Genomic DNA, 22,730 nt, shown 5'->3' on the forward strand with positions numbered 1-22,730 from the left:
ATGGTTGCTCGAAATCGCTATAAGACGACAGTCGTGTTATAGCGTATATCTGTTTGAAGTAGGTAATTTTGAATTAGATCGTATGTGTAGTGAGGTCGTTTGATTACATCCTCATTGCTACCACTCTGATCTAAAACGCAACGTTAGCATTAGTATATGGAGCCACATCATGGCCGATTTAAAGGGATTTAATCAAGATGAGCAAGGACGCTCAACTCCTGTTAATCAAGGAACAAGTGAGTCCGAAGCCGCCGCTATTTCTACCGACACATTAGGCCTTAAAAATCCTGCGTTTTGGTACAGTGGCGGATTCATTGTAGCCTTTGTTTTGATGGCTATTTTTGCAGAAGCACGCTTAGCAAAAATAGTCGAAGTGGGCTTTTTGTGGTCCGTCAAAATATTTGGTCCTTTTTGGCAGATATTGCTACTAGCGACCTTTGTTATTGCTTTGGCTGTCGGTGCTGGTCGCACAGGTCGCGTGATACTGGGTAATTTACCTGTACCTGAGATAGACAGTTTTAAATGGATGGCTATTCTTTTCTGCACACTACTGGCCGGTGGCGGGGTTTTTTGGGCTGCCGCCGAGCCAATCGCGCATTTCGTTTCAGCGCCTCCTTTATACGGTGAGTCAGCCGATCTACAGCAACGCGCTTTTAATGCTTTGTCTCAATCATTTATGCATTGGGGGTTTTTGGCGTGGGCGATTGTAGGTAGTTTAACCGCAATTGTGATTATGCATTTGCATTATGACAAAGGCTTACCGTTGAAGCCTCGTACGCTTCTTTATCCTATGTTTGGTGAGCGTGTACTCACCGGCCAAACGGGTGCAATCATCGATGCTTGCTGTATCGTGGCAGTGGCTGCCGGTACTATCGGTCCTATTGGTTTCTTGGGTTTGCAGACCAGCTATGCGCTGAATGAATTGTTCGGTATTCCCGATACGTTCACGACTCAGCTAATCATCATTGTCTTTGCCATCGTACTCTATACGTTGTCTGCGATCAGTGGTCTGACTCGTGGTATGCAGCTACTCAGCCGCTTTAACGTCATTTTGGCTTTTGCGCTGATGGTCTTTATCTTAATATTTGGACCGACCAATTTTATTGTCAACGGCTATATCCAAGGTGTGGGTACGATGATTGACAACTTCGTTCCAATGGCAACCTTTCGCGGTGATGAAGGTTGGCTGAGCTGGTGGACGGTATTCTTCTGGGGTTGGTTCTTAGGCTATGGTCCGATGATGGCGATATTTATCGCTCGTATTTCACGCGGTCGTACTATCCGTCAATTGATTACCACCGTCTGTATCATTGCACCGCTTGTCACCTGCTTTTGGTTCACCGTCGTCGGTGGTTCTGGCTTAGCGTTTGAGATTGCCAATCCAGGAAGTGTCAGTAGCGCCTTTGAGGGTTTTAACTTACCCGGTGCACTATTGGCCGTGACGCAGCAACTGCCATTTCCTTTGATTACCTCGATATTGTTCTTAATTTTAACCACGGTATTTATCGTGACCACGGGCGACTCGATGACTTATACCATCAGTGTGGTCATCAGTGGCGAGCGTGAACCGAACGCCATGATTCGCACCTTTTGGGGCATCATGATGGGGGTGACAGCGATTGTTCTAATCTCGCTTGGTTCGGGCGGCGTGACAGCATTGCAGTCCTTTATCGTGATTACCGCCGTGCCCGTCTCTTTTGTATTATTGCCTTCACTATGGAATGGTCCACAGATTGCTCAGAAAATGGCACGAGAGCAAGATTTGTATCGCCCTAATCAGGTAGAGGTGAGACACAAAATCAGTGAAGCCGAAAACGCTCAAACGTCTAAAGAAAGCATGACGCAAAAAACTGATTAAGGTTCTAAATCACCAAACGGTAAATATGAGACAGCTATTACATGCGTCGCTAATTTCATATTTACCAATAGACACCTTCATTGAGATTATTAACGAAGCTGCTGGCTCAGTATATTAGGTAAGGTAGTGACATTATGAATATGGTTTATGCAAATGATAAAAGTATCGACGTCAAATCGCCTTTACTTAGTACAGGTTTCCGTACTCGTGATGTGATTATGGATGCGCAAAGACTGGGCGCCATGCATCAAACCCGCGTTAGCTTTGTGCGTACGTTATTGCGTAAGATTGATAGAGAAAAATGGACGCTCAGCACTCATTTGTGGGATTTGGATGAGCAAGGCTATGGCAAGGTTATCTATCGTCTACATACCCCAGAGCATCTGTATCATCTGGTGGTGTTTTGTAATGAGCTGGCTGATGACGAACGTAATGATAGAGTGATTGCCCAAAAGTGGGATGTGACCTTTGGGCTGGTGTTTGGTGAGATAAGCGAAGAGTTACTGAGTAATCTACAAGCCAACGTACCGCTACAAGAAGCTGGTCGTAACTCCAACATGATGATGGTGCTGGCACGAGCAAACAAAAGCGTGCGGGTCTTTGATCATATCGTCAGCTCGCTTGCGGCTGGCAAGCAGCCTGAGATTGATGTACTCGCACAAGTGGGCTACATCCTGCGTACCACGGCGGTCTATGGAAATGGTAAGTTCGGTATTTATGATTTTAAGCCGTTAGAGCATAGCGAGGACTTTAATCAGTCGTTCCGAGCGCAGATGTGTGCTGTGTACTTGCTGCGTGAGTTTAGCCTTGATTGGGTCGATTATTTGGCACAGCAAAAAGGTGGCAGCAACGCAGTCAAGCTGCATCCAGAGATTAAGCGTTATTTGGGTATTGGTAATGCCACCGGTCTAGGTATGGCGCCTTATCTAATCAATCATCCATGCGTCGTTGATCAATGGCTGACTACTCGTGAGGAGGCGTTGCAAGTGACACTGGTTTGCCAGATTGAGCCTAAAGAATCGGCGCATTTTGCCAGTCTAATCAAACGTGCTATCCAACATTTTAACGAGATTGTCACCATCAACGAGCAGCAAGTCAAACGCAATGAAACGGTTGTTAGGGAGTTAATTGTTTTACAAAATAACTTGATGACAACCATTAATAATCATGCGACATGGGCGCATTTTTTACAGGCGCATGACCATTTGAGCTTTGAGAGCCAAGAAGTCATCATTTCGTGCTTAATAGAGCTGTATCCTGAGCGTGTCGATGCACTGCTCGACAGAGTTAATGCTGATGAAGTATTATCGTTACCAAAAGGCAAAGTCATTCAAGATCTGATTGACGTCTTAGAGCAGCATTATCGCTGGGCCATTGATATCGACTTTACTCAGCCTGAGAATAGCCATTGGTTTTGGTATCGTTCCATCGATAAGGAAGAGCCGCGTATGGGTATACGTGGTCAGGAGCCGGGTGCTGATCGTGAGCTGTCCTTGGATATCGCTCGCCAAGCCAATCATTTATATTTGGCTTTAAAACAAGCCAATTCGCAGCAGCTAATATCCGAGTTCATCTTAAATAAGCCCAAATATCGCTCAATTGCGCGCCGCGTCTGGACGATGGGGCATAAGCAGCTGGGTGATATACAGATGAATGTTCTGCATAAAGACGCGTTACCCATGCATCTATTACGGTGTAAATTATCGATGTTTGGGGCAACCAAGTTTGATCCCAGATCCGATCGCTGGGTCAGGATTACTTTGTTTCAAGGCGCGCCATTATTTGCAGAAGTAGGTAGTGATGAATGGTTGTTTCCTTTATTGCCTGATGTATCAATAGAGCAAGGAGGCTCTGACTTATGATGGTATCGCACAATGAAATCGTTACGATGGTATACAAAGCTTTTACTGGGCTGCACCGAGAGGTGGGGGAAGCTGATGTGATAGCCACTATGGTCGCCGAACTACAGATGGCAGGATTGGATGGTATCAAACATTTTAATAATGCCACTCCGTATATCTTGAACGAGATTGATACGCCAATCGATATCGTTCATCAGGAAGAAGGTGCTATCCGTTTAGATCTGCATGGTAGTAGCTTAGCCTGTCATTTGCCGACTATCATTGACTATGCGCTTGAAAAAATGGGCGACTCAGCGCATTTTTATATTTATTTGCAGAACTGTCATAATCGCTGGTTGGCTTATAGCGAGTTAGTGGGACTGGCTGCCAAAGGCTTTGCTTGCTTGGCCAAATGGGATAATGGCTCTGTGCCCAAACATACATTGTTTACGTTAAATAAAGACTTTGTCTATCCTGACCTTTACTTTTTTGACAAACCGCAAGCCAACTACAATACCAATGATATGGTCATTGAAATTGCCACGCAAAACTTTGATATTGAATCAGACACACAGAATTTCGATCGTAAAATATCGACAGATGCATTGTTTGAAACGCATCAGCGCGCATGGAAAGAAGGTATCTATGTTGATGATACGCAGTGGGAAACACTCAAAACAACAGCCGCCGCGATATTGGTCGAAAACAGCGAGGAATCAAGTCGCGGTGCGGGCGGGGTATAGAGTATAAAGCCCAACCATTTTGAAGGGTCTAAAAATTTTATTCATATTTCCAACTAGGGCGTGTCATCATTTAGATTGTGAGGCTTAAAATGAGGAAAATTGCAGCCAAACAAGGAAGGGATTGCCGTAAATATGAACATATTGACAAGATTTCTGACGATGTTTGGCAAAATTTAGCCATTTTAAGACCACTAAATGTATCAATGTGCTAATTGATGACACGCCCTAAATAAAGCGGCTAGCTCATTAGCTGCTTTTCGCATTACAGGTATACAACTCAACAGCTGATCTAAAAATTTTCTTGCTATGGGGAAATAATTTAACAGTAATAGCTTATTGCTACTTGCCCAGATAAGTAGCGTCAATAAATACCAATAAAAAACACTTGTTGGTCAATATCTATAAAGATAAATGAACATATGCCTACATTTGTAATCAACCCTTCCTTGTCTACTTTCATTTATGTATCACATGCGTTTATTTACAACGCTTACGTCTTGTCATTTTAAAAATGTTCTGCTAGGTTACATAACGATAATATAGTTATCTATATATAAAATACTGTTACAAAGCACCAACTTTATACGGGTTTTATTAGGTGATTTTTTATCTGCCAGAAATGTCAAAACGTAAGAGGTTGTAATCATGTTAGATTTAGCAAATATGACGCCAAAAGAGGTCAGAGCATTAATTGGTAAGAACGAAATCAACAAGCCGACTTCTGGCATGTGCAAAGGTCACATACAAGCAAACCTAGTCATAGTACCCAAGAAATTGGCCTATGACTTTTTATTGTTTGCACAAAGAAACCCCAAATCTTGTCCTATTTTAGACGTAACAGATGTTGGTAGTTCGGAACCACGGCTGATGGCGAAGGGCGCAGACTTAAAGTCTGATGTCCCAAAGTATCGAATATACGAGTTCGGCGAGCTAGTAGCTGAGGTCTCAGACCTAACAGACTATTGGAGAGAGGACTTGGTCTGCTTTCTTTTAGGATGCAGCTTTTCCTTTGAGTCTGCCATGCTCAATGCGTCTATTCCTGTCAGACACATCGAAGACAATCACAATGTGCCGATGTATATCACAAATATAGAAACTGAGCCTGCAGGACAGTTTTATGGAAAAATGGTGGTCAGCATGCGACCAATACCTTATCCATTAATCACCAGAGCCGTACAAGCCACCTCTCGGTTTCCGCAAGTACATGGCGCGCCTATCCATATTGGAGACCCTAGTGTCATCGGTATCACAGACATTCATTCTCCCGATTTTGGTGATGCATCACTTATAAAGGAAGGCGAAGTGCCTGTGTTTTGGGCTTGTGGTGTGACGCCTCAAAGCATCGCAATGACCAGCAAACCTGAACTGATGATAACGCACGCGCCAGGGCATATGTTTATCTGTGACCCAAAAGATGAAGACTTGGCAGTTCTGTAATGTTTGGTGACAACGCCCTTTTAAAATGTAATGGCATCCAATCTTGTTTGTCCACAAAGCTCTTAGTAAATAAAAACGTAGTGTTTAACAGTAAGGCCCTAGTTATATCAGCGACAAAATTTCTTATAAAACATAATTATTCACTTTCACTCTAATGGAACAGACAATCATATGAATATAAACTTTACGGATCTAGAAAAGCTAATCAAGATCGCAGAAGGCGCTGATATACAATCGTTAGAGGTGACCGATGGCGATGCAAGCATCTCTATCATTTGTCAGGCTAATGGTAATGAAAGCAGTAATCATATTGGCAATACTACTCAATCGAAAACTTCTCATTCAGCACCACACACACTAAGCTCCCACAATAACACTTCTAATAATACCAGTGTAGAAAACAGCTCTATGGATGAAACGGTGACGACAGAGGTCACTAATTCATCTAGCTCTTCATCTTCATCCCAAGTATTGGCGCCTATGCTCGGCACTTTTTATCTTCGCTCTGAGCCGACCGCTGAGGCGTTCTTTAAGGAAGGCGATCAGGTAGCAGCAGGGCAGACCCTATGTATCATTGAAGCCATGAAAATGATGCATGAGGTAAAGGCAGAAGCTAACGGTACGATTCAAGAGATTCTGATCGAGGAAGGTGACGTCGTAGAATATGCACAGCCCTTATTTATTATAGCGCCAGATAGTTAAAGTCAATCAATAGCCACTCAATATTGTATAGACGCTGCACAAGCACTGTATTTGACACTATATTTTTAAGGGAATAAACATGTTCACAAAAATCTTAATTGCCAATCGTGGCGAGATTGCGCTACGTATTATCCGAGCTTGTAAGCAGCTGGGTATTAAATCCGTCATTGCCCACTCTGAATCAGACAAAGACTCGTTACCCGTACGCCTAGCCGATGAAAAAATCTGTATCGGGCCTGCCAATGCCACGCACAGCTACCTCAATCAAAGAGCGCTGGTCTCTGCTGCAAAAATTACCAACGCACAAGCCATCCATCCAGGCTATGGCTTTTTGTCTGAAAACGCAGACTTTGCGGCCTTAATTGAAGACTCAGGTCTCACCTTTATTGGCCCAACGGCTGACAATATCAGAAACATGGGCGACAAGGTTGAAGCCAAAAAACAAATGACGATGGCTGGCGTGCCTTGTGTACCTGGATCGAATGGCGCATTGCCTGCTGATTCAGAGCAAGTTATCAAGATTGCCAATGACGTTGGTTATCCAGTCATCATCAAAGCAGCAAGCGGCGGCGGCGGGCGTGGGATGCGTGTGGTCGAAAAAGAAGCCGACTTACTCTCTGCGATTTCTATGACGCAAACAGAGGCCAAAGCCAATTTTGGTAGCGCTATCGTTTATCTCGAAAAATACTTACAAGCACCGCGTCATATCGAAGTGCAAGTCATGTCCGATACCCACGGTAATGCTATTTATTTAGGCGAGCGTGATTGCTCTATGCAGCGCCGTCATCAAAAAGTCATTGAAGAAGCGCCAGCACCCGGTATCACCGAAGAGCAGCGTCAGAAAATAGGCCAAGCCTGTGTCACAGCTTGCGAGCAAATGCAGTATAGAGGCGCAGGCACGTTTGAGTTTTTATATGAAAACGGCGAGTTCTTCTTTATCGAGATGAATACTCGTGTGCAAGTTGAGCACACCATCACTGAGATGGTAACGGGCGTGGATATTGTGCAAGAGCAAATCAGAGTAGCTGCAGGACTGCCACTGGCATACAAACAGAATGATATCGCCATTACCGGACACGCTTTTGAGTGCCGTATCAATGCTGAAAACGCGCAGACATTTTTACCAAATGCTGGACGCATAGACTACTGCCACATGCCAGCAGGGTTTGGTATCAGAGTAGACAGTCATGCTGAATCGAACTACACCGTGCCGCCATCTTATGACAGTTTGATTGCCAAGATATGTGTACAAGATCGTTCAAGAGAAAAAGCGATAGAAAAAATGCGTGCGGCATTATCAGAAGCGCAAATCACGGGTATTGATACCAACATTGGTTTGCATCAACGTCTGTTTGAAGATGAGGTATTTTGTCAGGGTCAAATGAGCATTCATTATCTAGAACAGTGGATACAAGACAATATATAAATCCAGTCTGACCCGCAAAAATGAAAACCAAATTTGGCATTAGCGTCAGAATTAAGATAACAGATAATGGAGCCCATACTGATGGAACTACAATGGCAAATATGCAGTGAAACCAATCTAGCGTTGTTTTTTCCCAAACCAACCACCTTAGAAAAACAACAAAAATGCTGGGCTTTATCAGACAGCATCCAGAAAATGCCAGAAGTCATCGAAGTGGTAATTGGCATGAATACGCTCAGTGTATTCATCGTGCCATTAACGTGGGCTGAGCTGAATACTTTCAAAGATAAGCTATCAGATCTACTCAATGATATCCCTTCAAAAACCATCCAAGGTAAGCACGTCGAGATACCAGTGCATTACGGTGGAAAATATGGCCCCGATCTAGCGGCCATGGCGAATGACCTAAATCTCTCAGTTGAAGCCGTCGTCGAGCTACATACTAAAGCCACTTATACCGTTTACTTTATCGGTTTTCAGCCAGGGTTTCCTTATCTTGGCGGCTTGTCTGAGTCCTTATACTTCCCAAGGCATGCTGTACCTAGAACCCAAGTGCCCGCAGGCTCAGTGGGTATAGGCGGCGAGCAGACAGGGGTGTACCCTTTTGAGTCTCCAGGCGGTTGGCAGTTACTCGGTCAGACGGATACTGCCTTATTTGATTTAACCAAGTCTTCTCCGACGTTACTTAACGCAGGCGATACTTTGACATTTAAAGCGATTGATATTCATCAATAAGCGATAAATAAAAGATGCATAAATCAAATAGACAAATAAACAGGTGGTATCAATGAAAATTTTAACCGCAAGTGCCCTTGCCAGTATTCAAGATTCGGGACGACTGGGTTACCGCAGTATGGGTGTGGGTAGAAATGGCGTAATGGACAGCTGGGCGCTACAAGCTGGTAACGCTTTGATGAAAAACGAGGCAAACGAACCTGCTATTGAAATAGCGCTCGGTGAGCTAACCATACAGTTTGAAGAAAGCGTCAGTTTTTGCTTAACAGGTGCTTTATACGAGGCATATTTAGACGACAAGCGTGTTCCTTGCTATTGGCGTATCAATGCGACAGCTGGGCAAACGCTCAAACTTTTGCGTCCGCTACAGGGTATGTATAGCTATTTATGTGTGCACGGTGGCTTCGATATTGAGCCAGTATTACAGTCGGTTAGCACCAATCTCAAAGCAGGATTTGGCGGATTTGAAGGCAGATACCTAAAAGCCGATGATACCTTAACGGTAAAAACTGAATCAAGCCTGCCAGTTATTGGGGTGGCTCGCCTTGCGCCAACCGAGGTTATTCGAGTGATAAAAAGCAGCGAATATGACTGCTTTACCGCATCCTCTCAACAAGCGTTTGAGACCCAGCCATGGAAACTACAAACCAGTAGTAACCGTATGGGTTACCGTTTAGCGGGGGCAACCGCGCTTGAATTTAGTGAGCCAGTAGAAATGAGCTCACATGGTGTTGATATTGGCATGATTCAGGTACCACCACAGGGGCAACCGATTGTCCTAATGGCAGATGGGCAAACGACGGGTGGCTACCCCAAAATTGCAACCGTGATTCAAGCAGACATAGGTCTGATGGCACAGATTAGATTTGGCAAAACCTGTCAGTTCGTCTTTGTGTCATTAGAGCAAGCGTTAAAGGAACAGCAAAACAGACAACACTATATCGATCAAATAAAGGAGTATGCCAATGAAAATTGATTTAAATGCTGATGTGGCGGAAGGCTGCGGGCAAGACGATAAATTACTAACGATAGTCAGCTCAGCGAATGTCTGCTGCGGCTTGCACGCTGGTTCTTACAGCGAGATGCTAGCCACGTTGCAATTGGCAAAAGCAAACAACGTGAGCGTAGGCGCACATCCTGGTCTAAACGATAGAGAAAACTTTGGCCGTATTCATGAGCCGTTAAGCGAAGCCGATTATCGTGCTTTATTGGTGTATCAGTTGGGTGCAACCAAAGCGCTCTGTGACTTGGTTGGTGTGTCATTAGACTATGTAAAACCGCATGGTGCGTTGTACAACCAAGCCGCCATTGATGAAGACTTATCAGATATTTTAGTAAGCGAAATTAAATGCTTTGATTCAAATCTAAAAGTCATGGGTCTGTCTGGTGGTTATTTGGTTAAAGCAGCCAAAAAACAGGGTTTAGCATCGATATCAGAAGTGTTTGCCGATAGGAACTATGAAAAAGACGGCTCATTGGTCTCCCGCACTAAAGACAACGCCTTAATCACCGACACAGACGAGGCCGTTAAACATGTATTACAAATGGTCACTGAAGGGACCGTTACCAGTGTCTGCGGTCAAACCGTACCCGTAGAGGCGCAAAGTATCTGCCTACATGGTGATGGTGAGCACGCTATTTTGTTTGCACAAGAGATAAAGAAACAACTAGAGCTAAAAGATATCACTATATCTGCCCACTAAATATCCGCCCACTAGGGCATGTCCTCAATTCAATCGATGGTCATCTAAATGGGTTAAAAATGGCTAAATCTTGCCAAACAGCGTCAAATAGCTGACTAATATCTCGATATTATCTGCGCTATTTTCCTTGTTTGACTGCAATTTATCTCATTTTTACCACCATTTTTAAAATGAGGACACGCCCTAATCATTTGATTAAATAATCCCATATAGCACAAGGATGTTTATGAGCACTATAAAAAAACACAATACCGCCATTTTAGGCGCGGCCTTCCTGATGGCTACATCAGCAGTAGGGCCAGGGTTTTTGACCCAAACGGCCACATTCACCGAAAGTCTAATGGCAAGTTTCGGCTTTGTTATCTTAATATCTATTGTTATGGACATCGGCGTCCAGCTTAACGTTTGGCGAGTAGTCGCAGTCTCCAAAAAACGTGCACAGGAAATCGCCAACTTGGTGTTCCCTGGTGTCGGTTACTTGCTCGCTTTCTTAATTATTGCGGGTGGTCTGGCTTTCAATATTGGTAATATTGGCGGTGCCGGACTTGGCATGCAGTCCATGTTTAATATGTCACCCATTACAGGTGCCCTGATCAGTGGTGTGATTGCCGTCGCCATATTTTTAGGCCGAGAAACTGGGCCTATGATGGATAAGTTCGCTCAGTTAATGGGCTTTATCCTGATTGTATTGGTCATTTATGTGGTCTTTAAATCTGATCCGCCATTAGCAGAAGCCGTCAGCAAAACTATCATGCCTGACAAAATTGATGCAGTGGCTATCGTGACGCTAGTCGGCGGTACGGTTGGTGGTTATATTACCTTTTCAGGTGCGCATCGCTTATTAGAAGCAGGTGTCAGCGGAGAAGAGAATTTAAAATCAGTGACCAGAAGCTCGGTCTCTGGTATTTTGATTGCCTCTGTGATTCGCGTGTTTTTATTCCTTGCAGTATTAGGCGTGGTATCTCAAGGCTTTGCATTGGATCCCGCCAACCCAGCCATGTCGCCGTTTCAGTACATTTTAGGAAATGCGGGTAAAGTTATTTTTGGTATGGTGATTTGGGCTGCTTCTGTGACCTCGGTGATTGGTGCTGCTTATACCTCTGTGTCTTTTATGACCAACTTCCATCCATTCATCGAGACTTATAAACGCTACTTCATTATTGGTTTCATTGTGATCTCAACAATGGTGTTTGCGACTATCGGTAAACCGGCTCAAGTATTGGTATTGGTCGGTACGTTAAACGGTTTGGTATTGCCTATCGCTATGGTCATCATTCTGATTGCCGCCTACAGAAAAAATATCGTTGGCAATTATAAACACCCGATTTGGATTGCGGCATTTGGTTGGTTAATCGCCATCGTTATGAGTATCCTAAGTGTGATGACCATTGCTAAATATCTGGGCATGAGTTAAAAAATTAAGATAAGGAATGTATTATGGATATAGAGCAAATAGAACGTGTGGTCAAACTGGTTGAAAGCAGTCAGCTGCACGAAGTCACGATTGCGGACAACGGGCAGTCTATTACGGTGGTTAACAATCTAGGTGCGCAGAATAATGTGAGCGCCAATCCTATAGAGGCCACGCCTACTCATGAGCCTGAACAGACTGGTAGTGATGTCTTGCAAGTAGGTGCCACTTACGTGGGGCAGGTCTACTTAAGTGAAGACGATGCAACAGACAACTTGATCAAAGAAGGCGACCACATTCAAAAAGGTCAAACTGTTTGCTTCATTGATGAGTTGACCCGTTTGCAGCCAGTGATTAGTAATAAAGAAGGTGTGGTCACAGCAGTTTTAGTTGAAAGTGGCCAAAATGTTGAATACGGACAGCCTATTTTAGATTTATCGGGCGTTCCTATTTAGACAGGTAGGCATTTAATTTTAGTGTAGGTGGTATAGTTGGTATTACCTAAGGCAGTTTCGATAGCTGACATTGATTTTTTATTGACCTATGATGTCATGCTGTCTCTTTTTTACATTGACCTGACTATAGCCTTTAAACTGGAGTTTTGACTCCGTTAGTTAGCCTACTGTTGCAAAGAGAATTTAAGCTATAACTATTTTGGTAGCAAAAACAGCCTTTGTTAAGCGAGCTTGAACCACAGAAAGAACTAAGAAAGGCCACTCAAAGGTGGCCTTTCTGCTGTTGCAATGAATCAGTTACTGAGCATTGCGTTTGATAAACGCGAGCAACGGATCAATCACATTGTTGTTGGCATCGTCGTCAGCGGAAAGTATATCGTTATGTGCATAGCCTTCACTCATATATACTTCAAAGCCACCTTCTGACCCACCATAAGTTGGAAATGCGCTTAAATCTGCCGCGCCAGACAACATTCTTGGCGTCCCATTACACGTCATTGTGACACAAGGCGCGATTGCATTGGCAAAGCTACGCCAGAGCCCTGATACAGGTGTCAGACCATTGGTGCCACCAAAACCAATCACCGGCACATCAATCTTGCGAGCTTGAGTTTGATTGACAATATCTGATCGGCCCCGTCCACCTTGGGCTATTGGTAATGATAATTTACTGGTATCCAGCCCCAAATTTGCACCACCTGCCGCCGCGTTGTTAGCAAGTAGCAAACCAGTGCTAGGATAATACCAATCACTGTAGTTAGTACCACCGACAAAGAACGATGGTGCGATGCGCTTCAGATTGGTTGGCTCTGCCTCAACACCCCAAATCAAAGACTGATTCGATAGCATGGTCGGCGCAGGCCCATTGTCAACAAAGACTGAACTTGGCAAGGGTTGATCATTATCTAACCATGTGAACACGCCATCAGCATTTGAATTGCCAATGCTACCCATTGATAGTTGAATGAATGTGGGTGTGAGGATATTATCATCATCCTGAAAAGTACCTACAGCAGCGCCAGCGGTCACTGGCACAGGACGATCGACAAGGCCTTCTACCTGCTGATAGACACTATTTGTTTTGCCATTGCGATCTGCACCGAAACCTTGTTGTAGTATATTCTGGGTGCCATTAATCGTATCCTCAAATACCATTTGCATACCCAGTACTTCAGTCGATGCCACTAGCCGCGGACTTAGACCCGGTAAAGCAATATATGAGCTTATTCGACCTGTTTGCGCTGCTGCATAAAGTCCACCATCAGCGGCAGCTTCCACAGCATCTAACTGGGTATCAGAAGGAGGCTCACCTGCTAGCGCGCCACCTGAACCTTCCAGTAGTACCAGTCCTCGCAGCTTAGCGTAACCGGGCTCTTCAGCACCCATACCACTAAAATTAAAATCAGTCGCCGCATAACGTGCTACAAATCCTGTACCAGCAGAATGACCTGCTAAAAAGACGTTGCCATTACGCGCCGCTTCTCGTGCCAACTCGACCACCACATTAATATCTTGTGAATGAACTTGAGGCGTCCAATTCACCATAAAAGGAACGTCACTTTGCTCATAAAATTCAGCACGACGATTCAACTCAGGACTCAGATCTAGATCCAGCTCACCACCAAAAAGAGAGTCTAAAGCGATCTTAATATCTCTATTTTTTTCAGCAATATCCAGACCAGCTGTGTCCTCAAGTAATGTAGAGCGACGATCAAAACACCATACCTCGACTGTCATTCCAGCAGCCTTCGCCTTTATCATAAGGTTTTCAGCCAGTCGGAAATAATTGTGCGCTGAGCCTAGTGTGCCGGGTATAGCAACTAGAATAGCGTCGGGCTGTTGATTGTCTTGATCAGCGAGTGCGTAACGCGTATAACGTGCTTGGTTGAGATCAGCGTTTGCACCTAAATGAGTGATTAGTTTGGGATTAGTGACGACTACGCCTGCGGTACCAGGGGTTTGTGCTGCTTTAGCAGGACTCGATACAGTTGTGGTCGATACACACATATCATTTACTTGAATAGCATTAAGTACCGAGGAACAAGGCTCAATTACCGAAGGTGTGCTAGTAATATTATTGTCATCATCAGAAAAACATCCTGTCAAAGCAATGCTAGCTGCAAAAATAGTAGCCGCATGAACGGCCATCGAAAGCTTATTCAGTCGCATTTAAATCTCCATTTCCGGCTAGACCGGCAACATTTCCGTATGTAAGATTTTTTATATCACATAATTATTACATTGTGTTAAATTTAAGTAATAAATAAAAAAATAACAGGTATAAAGCACGCTAGATTATGAGTCATAACTCACTGAATATTAAGTAATTTTACTCTTAAGACAGTAAAGCCATTTGCGCTAATTTTACAGCTGATGCCTGCTATCAAGTTTTACAAACAAACAATGACATTTTAGTTATGCGCCCTGACGATGACAATCAAACTACATTTTTTTTGGCGATTTATGGCCTAAATTTTTTTAAATTCTATTCCCACGGCGCGCACAGCCCTGCGGATAGCACTCGACCAAAGCAGTACTTTGCTTATTCTCACCTATATAGTCAAAGCACTTTTAAACCGCTACGGTGTTACCTGTCCTAGATGTACTCAGTGTACTATCTGCGGTCGGTCGCCTTGTAGCGATTCTAAAACTCCTTGACTATAGGATAATACGCCATAAAAAAGGCAGCCTAGGCTGCCTTTTTTGGATAGTCATTTATTAGCGTAAGGCGAGGCGATATTGCCATCTCAAACTAAGTGGGATTAGCGAATATTTTAACGATATTGAGCAAAAAACCATTTGCCATTTGACCTGCCGCATCCTCAGTCTATGTTTTGTCTGAAGTAATGGCCGCTAAATATGGTTTACGCATTGAGGTATCAAAGAGGCGTACGTTTAAATCAAAGGTGTGCTGATTTCTTTTCATAGATAACATCCATGTAGATTTGAATGATGTCTAGCAAAAATCATCTTATAAAAATTGCTCGAATATACCATCAATATATCTGTCTACCGCTTCTGTATCATTACTTACCTGCGCATAAGTCCTCAAACCGATGAGTTGAATTTGGAAGTAGCGCGCCAGTTCGTTTGGATCTTTATCACTGCTTATTTCACAGTTATCGATGGCTTGCTCAAAGGCTCTAACAAAAGAGGTCTCCACACGTTCTAAAATGCTTGTCGCATAAGCCAGTAACTCAGGACTGTCGTTTTGTGTGAGTTCCGCGATGGTTTTGACCACCATGCACATGCCGCTGGGAGCAGTGCCTTTGCTACAGACAGTCACACTACGGACAAACCGCTTGAGGCCAGCTAGGACGGTTTTTTCTTGCGCAATGCCATTGGTAAGATTGACCGCCCCTTGCTCAGCATAGCGGTTTAAGGCTTCTTTAAACAAATTGTCCTTGTTACCAAAAGCGGCATAAAGACTGCCAGGGCGCATGTCCATGACCTCCTGTAAGTTTCTCATGGAGGTGGCGTGGTAGCCTTTTTCCCAATAAAGATTTTTGGCTTTTTCGATTACGTCATCACGATTAAACTTCGCTTGTTCACTCATCATGTTCACCTTAAAAGCTATTGTTTTATAAAACTGCCATCTGAAAAACCAAGTCTTATTGGTAGAGTTAATCTCAAACTACAAAAGCATAACCATTATAACGTGTTACTAGGATAACTGTTTTTTGCGTGCTGTGCCTACGCCGATAGAGGCGACAAAAAATTATCCTAGCAGCACTGTATTGGTGCTAACCAGTTATTCCGGTTTTAGTGCCAACACTTTATCGATATCTGTCGCACTGTGACGGTTTTCCAGTTGTTCCCATGCTTCGCCCCACGTACGGTTGACGATACGACCACGTTGTACTGCGGGACGCGCTAAGATAGCTTTTGCCCAACGCTGCACATGGGTGTAATCATCAACTTGCAAAAAGTCTTTTGCCTCATACTGATTGCCCAACACCAAGTTGCCATACCAAGGCCAAGTGGCAATATCGGCGATACTATACTCATCACCGGCAATAAATTCATTTTTCGCCAATTGCTTATCAAGCACGTCCAACTGGCGCTTGGTTTCCATGGTAAAGCGATTGATGGCATATTCAAATTTTTCGGGTGCATAAGCATAAAAATGCCCGAAACCGCCGCCCAAATACGGGGCAGAACCATGTAACCAAAATAGCCAGTTAAAGACTTGGGTACGTTTACTGCCTGCTTTAGGGAGTAATGTATCAAACTTTTCCGCAAGGTAAAGCAAAATAGATGCTGATTCAAATACCATTTCAGTCTCTGAGACAGAGCGATCAACGAACGCTGGGATTTTTGAGTTGGGGTTGATATCGACAAAGCCTGATGAAAACTGATCGCCGTCGCCAATATTAATCATATGGGCGTCGTACTCTGCGTCTTTGCCCAGTGCTAATAGCTCCTCTAGCATGATAGTGACTTTTTGACCGTTGGGCGTGCCCATCGAATATAGCTGCAAATCATGCTTGCCTACTGGTAATTCTTTCTCATGGGTAGCACCGGAAACGGGGCGATTCACACTGGCCCATTTACCGCCACTCTCTGCATCATGCGTCCAGATTTTGGGAGGTACATATTGGTTTTCCATTTTTATTATTCCTGTTTTTATATTCGAGGTTATTTGAAGTTATTCGAGGTTATTTGATGTCTTTGGCAAAGTTTTGTGGATATAAGGCGCGTGCCGCCACGTCATCAAAATCTGATTTGAACTCAATATCTTTGGCGATATTGCGAGCTTTATCAACCGCAGGACGAGTGTTTATACTGTCAAACCAACGTTTGAGATTCGGATAATTGTCTAACCCTGCTTCGCCCAATACAAAGGTGGCCTTGTCAACCCAGCCCCAAGCAGAGATATCCGCAATAGAGTAGGTGTCTCCAACCAAGTAGTCACGGCCTTCCATGTGCTTATCCAGCACTTCGTAATGACGCTCTGCTTCACGAAGGTAACGATTGATCGCATAAGGGTTTTTTTCAGGTGCTTTATGTCTAAAGTGCACTGATTGACCAGAAAATGGACCTAGGCCTGTCGCGACAAACATTAGCCATGACAGCATCTCGCCTCGGTCTTCTGGCTTTCCAGCAAGCTTGCCTGTTTTTTCAGCTAAGTACATCAAAATAGCTGTCGAATCAAAAACTCGGTGGCCATCGTCCTCGATAGCGGGCGCTTTACCGTTTGGGTTAATCGCGCGATACTCAGGCGTGTGTTGCTCACCTTTCAAAGTATCTACCGGCATCAGCTCGTAAGCGAGGCCTGTCTCCATAAGATACAAAGCCACTTTCATTGGATTAGGCGTTTGGTGAAAATAAAATTTAATCATAATACTATCCTTAAAGGGTGAAAAGAATTTAGATGTCCGTCGCGTAGCTACAATAAACATAAATGAACGACCGTTCAAGTGTATTTTGACCAATTATTTGTTTTATTAAGGTCAACTGTAGCGATAATTTTTATTAAACAGACTTTTGTGGTCGTAATAATAAGGCGAGCCCAATCGCGACAAAGGCGGCAATGCCAGACATCATATAACTGATACTAAAGTCGCCAGTAAGCTCTGCGAGATAACCTGCTGCCACTGGTCCGAGCGCCTGCCCACCCGAGAAAGCAAAAGTCAGCGCTGCAAGAGCACTTGCTGCCGCGGCAGGTCCGAAATAATCGCCAGCGGAGGCTGCCATAATGACAGGCACGCTCCAAACCACCAAGCCAAACAGAATGATGGACATATACAGTCCTAAAGTCCAATCGGTCAACCCGACCAGCAGATAAGCGATGGCCAGAAAGAAAAAAGCCAGAGCGAGCCCAAGACGTCTGCCAATGTGGTCAGAAATCCAGCCAAAGAGCATACCTGAAAAGACACTAAGCAGCCCAATCCATGCCCAAATGCCACCTGCAGTTGCTTCGCTCAGTTGATATGAGCCAACCATGCTAGTCACGATAAAAGTCACGTAAACCATATAAGTGGCGCCATAAATAGCAAATATAATGCCCAAATGCACAAGCAGCTTGATATTGCTACGCTCTAGTTTTTTCTTATTCTTTACAGGCAAGATTGGGGTGCGCCCAAAGGGAATTTGATTGACATCGTTTGGGTGATTGCGAATCAAAGTGAAAGTAAGGCAAGCCACCACAACATTGATAACCGCAAAAATTAGCCAGCCTGTCTGCCAAGACAGTAGTGTGGAAACAGGCAGGAGTTTTGGGACGACAAAGCCAGACAAAATAATACCAAACCCAGGACCAGCCATGACCAGGCCTAAGGCAAGACCACGGTGCGAAGGAAAAAACCAATGCGACATGACGCTCATCATCGGCAAAACCACGCCGCCGCTACCAATACCAGTGAGCACATAAAGTGTGCATAGTAGGGGGAAGCTTGTGGTAAAAGCCATACCAAGCATAGAGGCAGCAATTAAGAGAAGGCTGGCTGTCCCAGTAGCTCGAGTACCAAATCGAGGTAGGATGAGCGGGCTTAAAATAACAGCGACGAGATAGCCTATCAGGTTAGTAAATCCCAGTATGCCGCTTTGAGTATAGTTTAGTTCCAAAGAAGCCGACATAGATGGTAATAGCATCCCAAAGGCAAACCGTCCTAAGCCAAGTCCGCAAAACATTGCCACAGCGCCTGTGACAGCTACTATCCAAGCATAGTGTAATCCACCTAGTCTAAGGGGAGGCGTGCGACCTTGGTCTTCTGGTTGAATGATCCCATCATGCATTGTGATTCTCCGATAAGTGGAGAAGAGCACGTTTTGCGATCACAGTGCTCATGTTAGGTAGATCGAATAAAGCGGTTATCTGGCTTAAAGTATTACCCATTTTACACACATCCTTTTGTGTTTAGGTCTCGTAGAATTTCCAAGCGACTGTGGCATGATCGTTATATGAATAGCTTTTGCTGCTTCCTTAGCGACAGATATCAACTAGATCTCTCTGATCATCATCATGCACAATACAAATGAGTATAACTTCGCCTGAACGTTCGTTCAATAGGGTTTTACATAAGAAGCTAAATACTTCATGAATGACATAAAAAAATGCCAGAACATTTGAGGGACTGGCATTTTGATTACTACTTCTACGGTACAGTCTTCATACGGATGTCTTTCTACTATTACAGTAGTATTTTTCTTTGATATATAGATCTCTCAGTTGCTTATTCGCGTTCAAATTTTCAAGGCAACCGTAAGTGTTAATAAATCAGTGGTTGATCATTGAAGTTTTTAATCATTTCCTGCTGATATATTCATCCCAATATGGCGGTGTACCATAATAGTCTGCCATAAAATCAATAAAACACCTGATTTTGTGAGGTAGCAGTTTTCTATGGGTATAGATGGCATATAATCCGATAGGGGTCGGTTCATATTCAGGTAGCACTATGATTAGCTTGCCAGCATTTAATGCTTTGCTAGCAATAAAGGTCGGTTGTAATACCAATCCAGCGCCTTCAATGGCTGCCTCTACCAATACGTCACCATTGTTACTCCGAAAAACACTACTTTCCTTGAGTTGTTTGGCTTTTAGGTATTTGAAAACTTGTCCCTCAGTGTCTATATTCATATAGCTATAATGCAAATAGCGATGCGCTTCTAAATCCTCAAGTCGTTTAGGTGTACCGTGAATATTAAGATAGTCGGGTGATGCGCATAAAACCACACGAACAGGTGCGATTTTCTTAGCAATAAGTGATGAGCTTTCAAGCTGTCCAATACGCAGTGCAACATCAAACCCTTCTTCAACAATATCGACTTTTCGGTCGCTTAGCTTTAGATCAACAGTGACTGAAGGGTAACGTGCTTGAAAGTCAGTGACCAATTTTGCCATATGCTTTAAGGCGAACGAGACGGGCGCACTGATTCGTAAGATACCTTTAGGGAGCTGCTGTAAACCGCCCAATTGCGCTTCCATTTCATCAATACTCAATAAAATTTGCTGCGCATGGATAAAATACTGGCTGCCAGCCTCAGTCACGCTTACTTTACGAGTCGTACGATTGAGCAGGCGAGTATGTAACTGCTCCTCTAGTTTTGCAATATATTTGCTGACCAGTTGTGGTGAGAGCTGTGTAGTAGTTGCCGCCTTACTAAAGCTGCCCTCGTTCACCACCGCTACAAAGGTACGCATCGCATCGATTCTGTCCATATTACTTCCTACTACCAGTTAGTCGTCGAAGAAATTATAAACGTTTTGTTGTTAATCATTCAATATTATCTATCTTACTCTTTTGATTTATTGATAGTAAAGTGTGTTCATTCCAATAGATCGAACAACTTTAAACCATAAACATGATGGAGTAATCATTAGTGAAAACGTCAATAATACATAAAGCTTTACTATCAAATGCTGGTGCAGCTGCTCTAATATTACGTGTACCAATAGGTTTGATTTTGGCCGCCCATGGCGCGCAAAAGCTATTTGGTTGGTTCGGTGGCAATGGGCTAGCAGGCACTGCGCAATGGCTGAGTAGCATGGGTATGGAGCCTGGTTTGCTAATGGCAATATTGGCAGGCGGCGCTGAGTTCTTTGGTGGTCTTGCCTTGGTCTTGGGCTTACTCACACGACCTGCCGCACTGGTTGCTGCATTTACGATGTTAGTTGCGATCTTCTCTGTACATATCAGTAATGGTTTATTTGCCGCTGATGGTGGTTACGAATACGCCTTAGTCTTGATGGTCGCTTTGCTTGCTTTAGCCGTACAAGGCGGCGGTTCTCTTAGTCTGGATAAAGCGTTATCAGAGAAAATAGGGTCGGTTAAATAACGATCGAAGATAAAACCTGCAAAAGATTGTGCTTTTTTAATCTCAATGTTGACACGTACCAGCGCTTTATTTGCAATTGAAATAAAGAGCAATGAGGTAATAGCTAATGGGTAATCAATCACAGCCAAGCAGCCCGTATTGTTTAATAGATAAAAGGGCTATCATAGGCCTCTTTAAACATTTGGGAATCAACGATGAAAAACATTTTTATTATTGGGTTGGCCACTATAGCCCTAGCAGGATGTAGTCTATTAAAGAGCGAAGCTATATCTGCTCCTCAAGTAAAAAATGAAGTGGCGACATCGGGACAGATAGAAACAGTGATCGGGTTACCTATTCGGCCAGGAAATGTCATGGCTACTAGCGATGGTCGGGTATTTTCTACCGTGCATCCGAACGATGGTGAACAGGGAGTGCAGCTGTTTGAAGTGACTGGCACTAACAGTTATCAGCCTTGGCCTTCAAATAAGTTTCAATCACCTAAAGGTCAGTATGGTGAAGCGACCATTGATACGCCATTAGGTATCACCAAAGACAATCAAGGTGGCTTATGGATTGTCGATATGGGTCAACACATCGGTAAAACTCGTGTTTGGGGCTTTGATATTGAAACCGGTGCATTAATTAGCAAAATCGATATACCTACAGACATCGCACCAAAAAATAGCTTTGTGCAAGATTTAGTGGTGGATAGAAAAAATGGATGGATTTATTTGGCTGATATTCCCAATCCAGCCATTATTGCCATTGATATGAATACCAATGAAGTACGTCGTTTTGGCAATCACGTCGCTTTACAGCCCGAAGCTGACGCAAAAATGGTGATCAATGGCGTGGATATCATGCTAGGTGGGAAGCCAACAAATAATGGTATCAATCCGATCGCGATGTCCGCCGATAATAATACGATTTATTTTGGCGCGATGAATGGTAAATCTTGGTATAGCTTAGACGCGACCTTATTTAGAGCGAATGCCAGTGATGAACAGATTGGCAATAGCATTACCCGTGTTGGTGACAAGCCCGTTTCAGACGGTGCCACTACAGACAGTCATGGAAACCACTACTTTACCAACTTAAACGATAATGGCTTAGATGTGCTTGATAATAAAGGACAGCTAACATCGTTGGTACGAGATAGTCGATTTGACTGGCCTGACAATGTGTCTTTAGATGCAAATGGATGGTTATATGTTGCAATAAATCAATTACACAAAACACCACAGTTCACTGGCACTGTTGATCAAGGTCAGCCACCTTACTATATCTACAGAGTGTGGGTAGGTAGCCGCTAATGTAAATACAGGTTATCTTGTTTAGTAAACAAAGTATGTCGTATCCGTTAGCATTTTTATGATGTCCACGACTAGGGTCTGTTGAACATTCAAATGTGGAACTGGCAGTGTCTATTTTTTAGACAATACGCAGTGAAATTTTTGATGCCTAGTCGTTCTAGGTTAGACAATTTCGCCATGTATTGGCAAAAAATAGACCTGCCTTGAAAGGCTGATGCTAAAACCACCCCAAATGTTGTTGCAAACCTAGCTAAGGTCTCGACATTATCATCGGTTTACGCCTAGTTTGGGGCAATTTTAGCGATCAGCAGTCCTAATATTTGAATGTTCAACAGACCCTAAT

The 22,730-nt window shown here is 43.7% G+C and carries 19 protein-coding genes; 13 read left to right on the plus strand and 6 right to left on the minus strand.

Annotation, left to right across the window (positions count from 1 at the left end):
* Window positions 1-169: 169 nt before the first annotated feature.
* The 11 genes from RH96_RS11170 to RH96_RS11220 all read left to right on the plus strand — a co-directional run bounded on the left by RH96_RS11170 (window position 170) and on the right by RH96_RS11220 (window position 12,311).
* A complete protein-coding gene (locus tag RH96_RS11170) occupies window positions 170-1,858 on the plus strand; it encodes a BCCT family transporter (RefSeq protein ID WP_010200961.1) in 1,689 nt (562 codons plus the stop codon).
* A 134-nt stretch (window positions 1,859-1,992) separates the two neighbouring features.
* Window positions 1,993-3,720 carry a hypothetical protein gene (locus tag RH96_RS11175; RefSeq protein ID WP_010200962.1) on the plus strand — a complete coding sequence of 576 codons (1,728 nt, stop codon included), beginning with the start codon at window positions 1,993-1,995 and terminating at the stop codon, window positions 3,718-3,720.
* Window positions 3,717-4,442: a DUF3726 domain-containing protein gene (locus RH96_RS11180; RefSeq protein WP_010200964.1), complete on the plus strand. Its 726-nt coding sequence runs from the start codon at window positions 3,717-3,719 to the stop codon at window positions 4,440-4,442. The genes RH96_RS11175 and RH96_RS11180 overlap by 4 nt, the downstream gene beginning before the upstream one ends.
* A 645-nt stretch (window positions 4,443-5,087) precedes the next feature.
* Complete coding sequence (locus tag RH96_RS11185; RefSeq protein WP_010200966.1) at window positions 5,088-5,879, plus strand: putative hydro-lyase; 792 nt, start codon at window positions 5,088-5,090, stop codon at window positions 5,877-5,879.
* Between the two features lie 171 nt (window positions 5,880-6,050).
* Complete coding sequence (accB, locus tag RH96_RS11190; RefSeq protein WP_010200967.1) at window positions 6,051-6,581, plus strand: acetyl-CoA carboxylase biotin carboxyl carrier protein; 531 nt, start codon at window positions 6,051-6,053, stop codon at window positions 6,579-6,581.
* Window positions 6,582-6,660: 79 nt separating this feature from the next.
* Window positions 6,661-8,007, plus strand: a complete 1,347-nt coding sequence (gene accC / locus RH96_RS11195; RefSeq protein ID WP_010200969.1) for an acetyl-CoA carboxylase biotin carboxylase subunit — start codon at window positions 6,661-6,663, stop codon at window positions 8,005-8,007.
* An 81-nt stretch (window positions 8,008-8,088) separates the two neighbouring features.
* A complete protein-coding gene (pxpB, locus tag RH96_RS11200) occupies window positions 8,089-8,742 on the plus strand; it encodes a 5-oxoprolinase subunit PxpB (protein ID WP_010200970.1) in 654 nt (217 codons plus the stop codon).
* Between the two features lie 52 nt (window positions 8,743-8,794).
* Entirely contained in the window at window positions 8,795-9,718 is a 924-nt protein-coding gene (locus RH96_RS11205; RefSeq protein ID WP_010200973.1) for a biotin-dependent carboxyltransferase family protein, read from the plus strand.
* Window positions 9,708-10,445 (plus strand): 5-oxoprolinase subunit PxpA, encoded by a 738-nt coding sequence (gene pxpA, locus RH96_RS11210; RefSeq protein WP_010200975.1) that lies wholly within the window; start codon window positions 9,708-9,710, stop codon window positions 10,443-10,445. Before RH96_RS11205 ends, pxpA begins: the two co-directional genes overlap by 11 nt.
* Before the next feature lie 226 nt (window positions 10,446-10,671).
* A complete protein-coding gene (locus tag RH96_RS11215; protein ID WP_010200976.1) occupies window positions 10,672-11,859 on the plus strand; it encodes an NRAMP family divalent metal transporter in 1,188 nt (395 codons plus the stop codon).
* Between the two features lie 23 nt (window positions 11,860-11,882).
* On the plus strand, window positions 11,883-12,311 hold the full coding sequence (locus RH96_RS11220) for an acetyl-CoA carboxylase biotin carboxyl carrier protein (RefSeq protein WP_010200977.1): 429 nt from the start codon (window positions 11,883-11,885) through the stop codon (window positions 12,309-12,311).
* A gap of 297 nt (window positions 12,312-12,608) precedes the next feature.
* Here the strand turns inward: RH96_RS11220 and RH96_RS11225 are convergent, their stop codons facing one another.
* From RH96_RS11225 to RH96_RS11250, 6 genes are all read right to left on the minus strand, one after another.
* Complete coding sequence (locus RH96_RS11225; protein ID WP_010200979.1) at window positions 12,609-14,480, minus strand: alpha/beta fold hydrolase; 1,872 nt, start codon at window positions 14,478-14,480, stop codon at window positions 12,609-12,611.
* A gap of 802 nt (window positions 14,481-15,282) precedes the next feature.
* Window positions 15,283-15,867 (minus strand): TetR/AcrR family transcriptional regulator, encoded by a 585-nt coding sequence (locus RH96_RS11230; protein ID WP_010200982.1) that lies wholly within the window; start codon window positions 15,865-15,867, stop codon window positions 15,283-15,285.
* A 195-nt stretch (window positions 15,868-16,062) separates the two neighbouring features.
* Complete coding sequence (yghU, locus tag RH96_RS11235) at window positions 16,063-16,920, minus strand: glutathione-dependent disulfide-bond oxidoreductase (protein WP_010200983.1); 858 nt, start codon at window positions 16,918-16,920, stop codon at window positions 16,063-16,065.
* A gap of 49 nt (window positions 16,921-16,969) precedes the next feature.
* The gene (locus RH96_RS11240; RefSeq protein WP_010200984.1) at window positions 16,970-17,653 is read right to left on the minus strand and encodes a glutathione S-transferase family protein; all 684 of its coding nucleotides are present in this window, start codon (window positions 17,651-17,653) and stop codon (window positions 16,970-16,972) included.
* A gap of 133 nt (window positions 17,654-17,786) precedes the next feature.
* Window positions 17,787-19,049 (minus strand): MFS transporter, encoded by a 1,263-nt coding sequence (locus RH96_RS11245; RefSeq protein ID WP_010200985.1) that lies wholly within the window; start codon window positions 19,047-19,049, stop codon window positions 17,787-17,789.
* Between the two features lie 508 nt (window positions 19,050-19,557).
* Window positions 19,558-20,475 carry a LysR family transcriptional regulator gene (locus tag RH96_RS11250; protein ID WP_010200987.1) on the minus strand — a complete coding sequence of 306 codons (918 nt, stop codon included), beginning with the start codon at window positions 20,473-20,475 and terminating at the stop codon, window positions 19,558-19,560.
* A 161-nt stretch (window positions 20,476-20,636) separates the two neighbouring features.
* Between RH96_RS11250 and RH96_RS11255 the strand changes: the two genes are divergently transcribed.
* The gene (locus tag RH96_RS11255; RefSeq protein WP_010200989.1) at window positions 20,637-21,092 is read left to right on the plus strand and encodes a DoxX family protein; all 456 of its coding nucleotides are present in this window, start codon (window positions 20,637-20,639) and stop codon (window positions 21,090-21,092) included.
* A gap of 194 nt (window positions 21,093-21,286) precedes the next feature.
* Complete coding sequence (locus RH96_RS11260; protein ID WP_010200993.1) at window positions 21,287-22,387, plus strand: L-dopachrome tautomerase-related protein; 1,101 nt, start codon at window positions 21,287-21,289, stop codon at window positions 22,385-22,387.
* Window positions 22,388-22,730 lie beyond the last annotated feature (343 nt).

The organism is Psychrobacter sp. PAMC 21119, from assembly GCF_000247495.1.
In the GTDB taxonomy this organism is placed as follows: domain Bacteria; phylum Pseudomonadota; class Gammaproteobacteria; order Pseudomonadales; family Moraxellaceae; genus Psychrobacter; species Psychrobacter glaciei.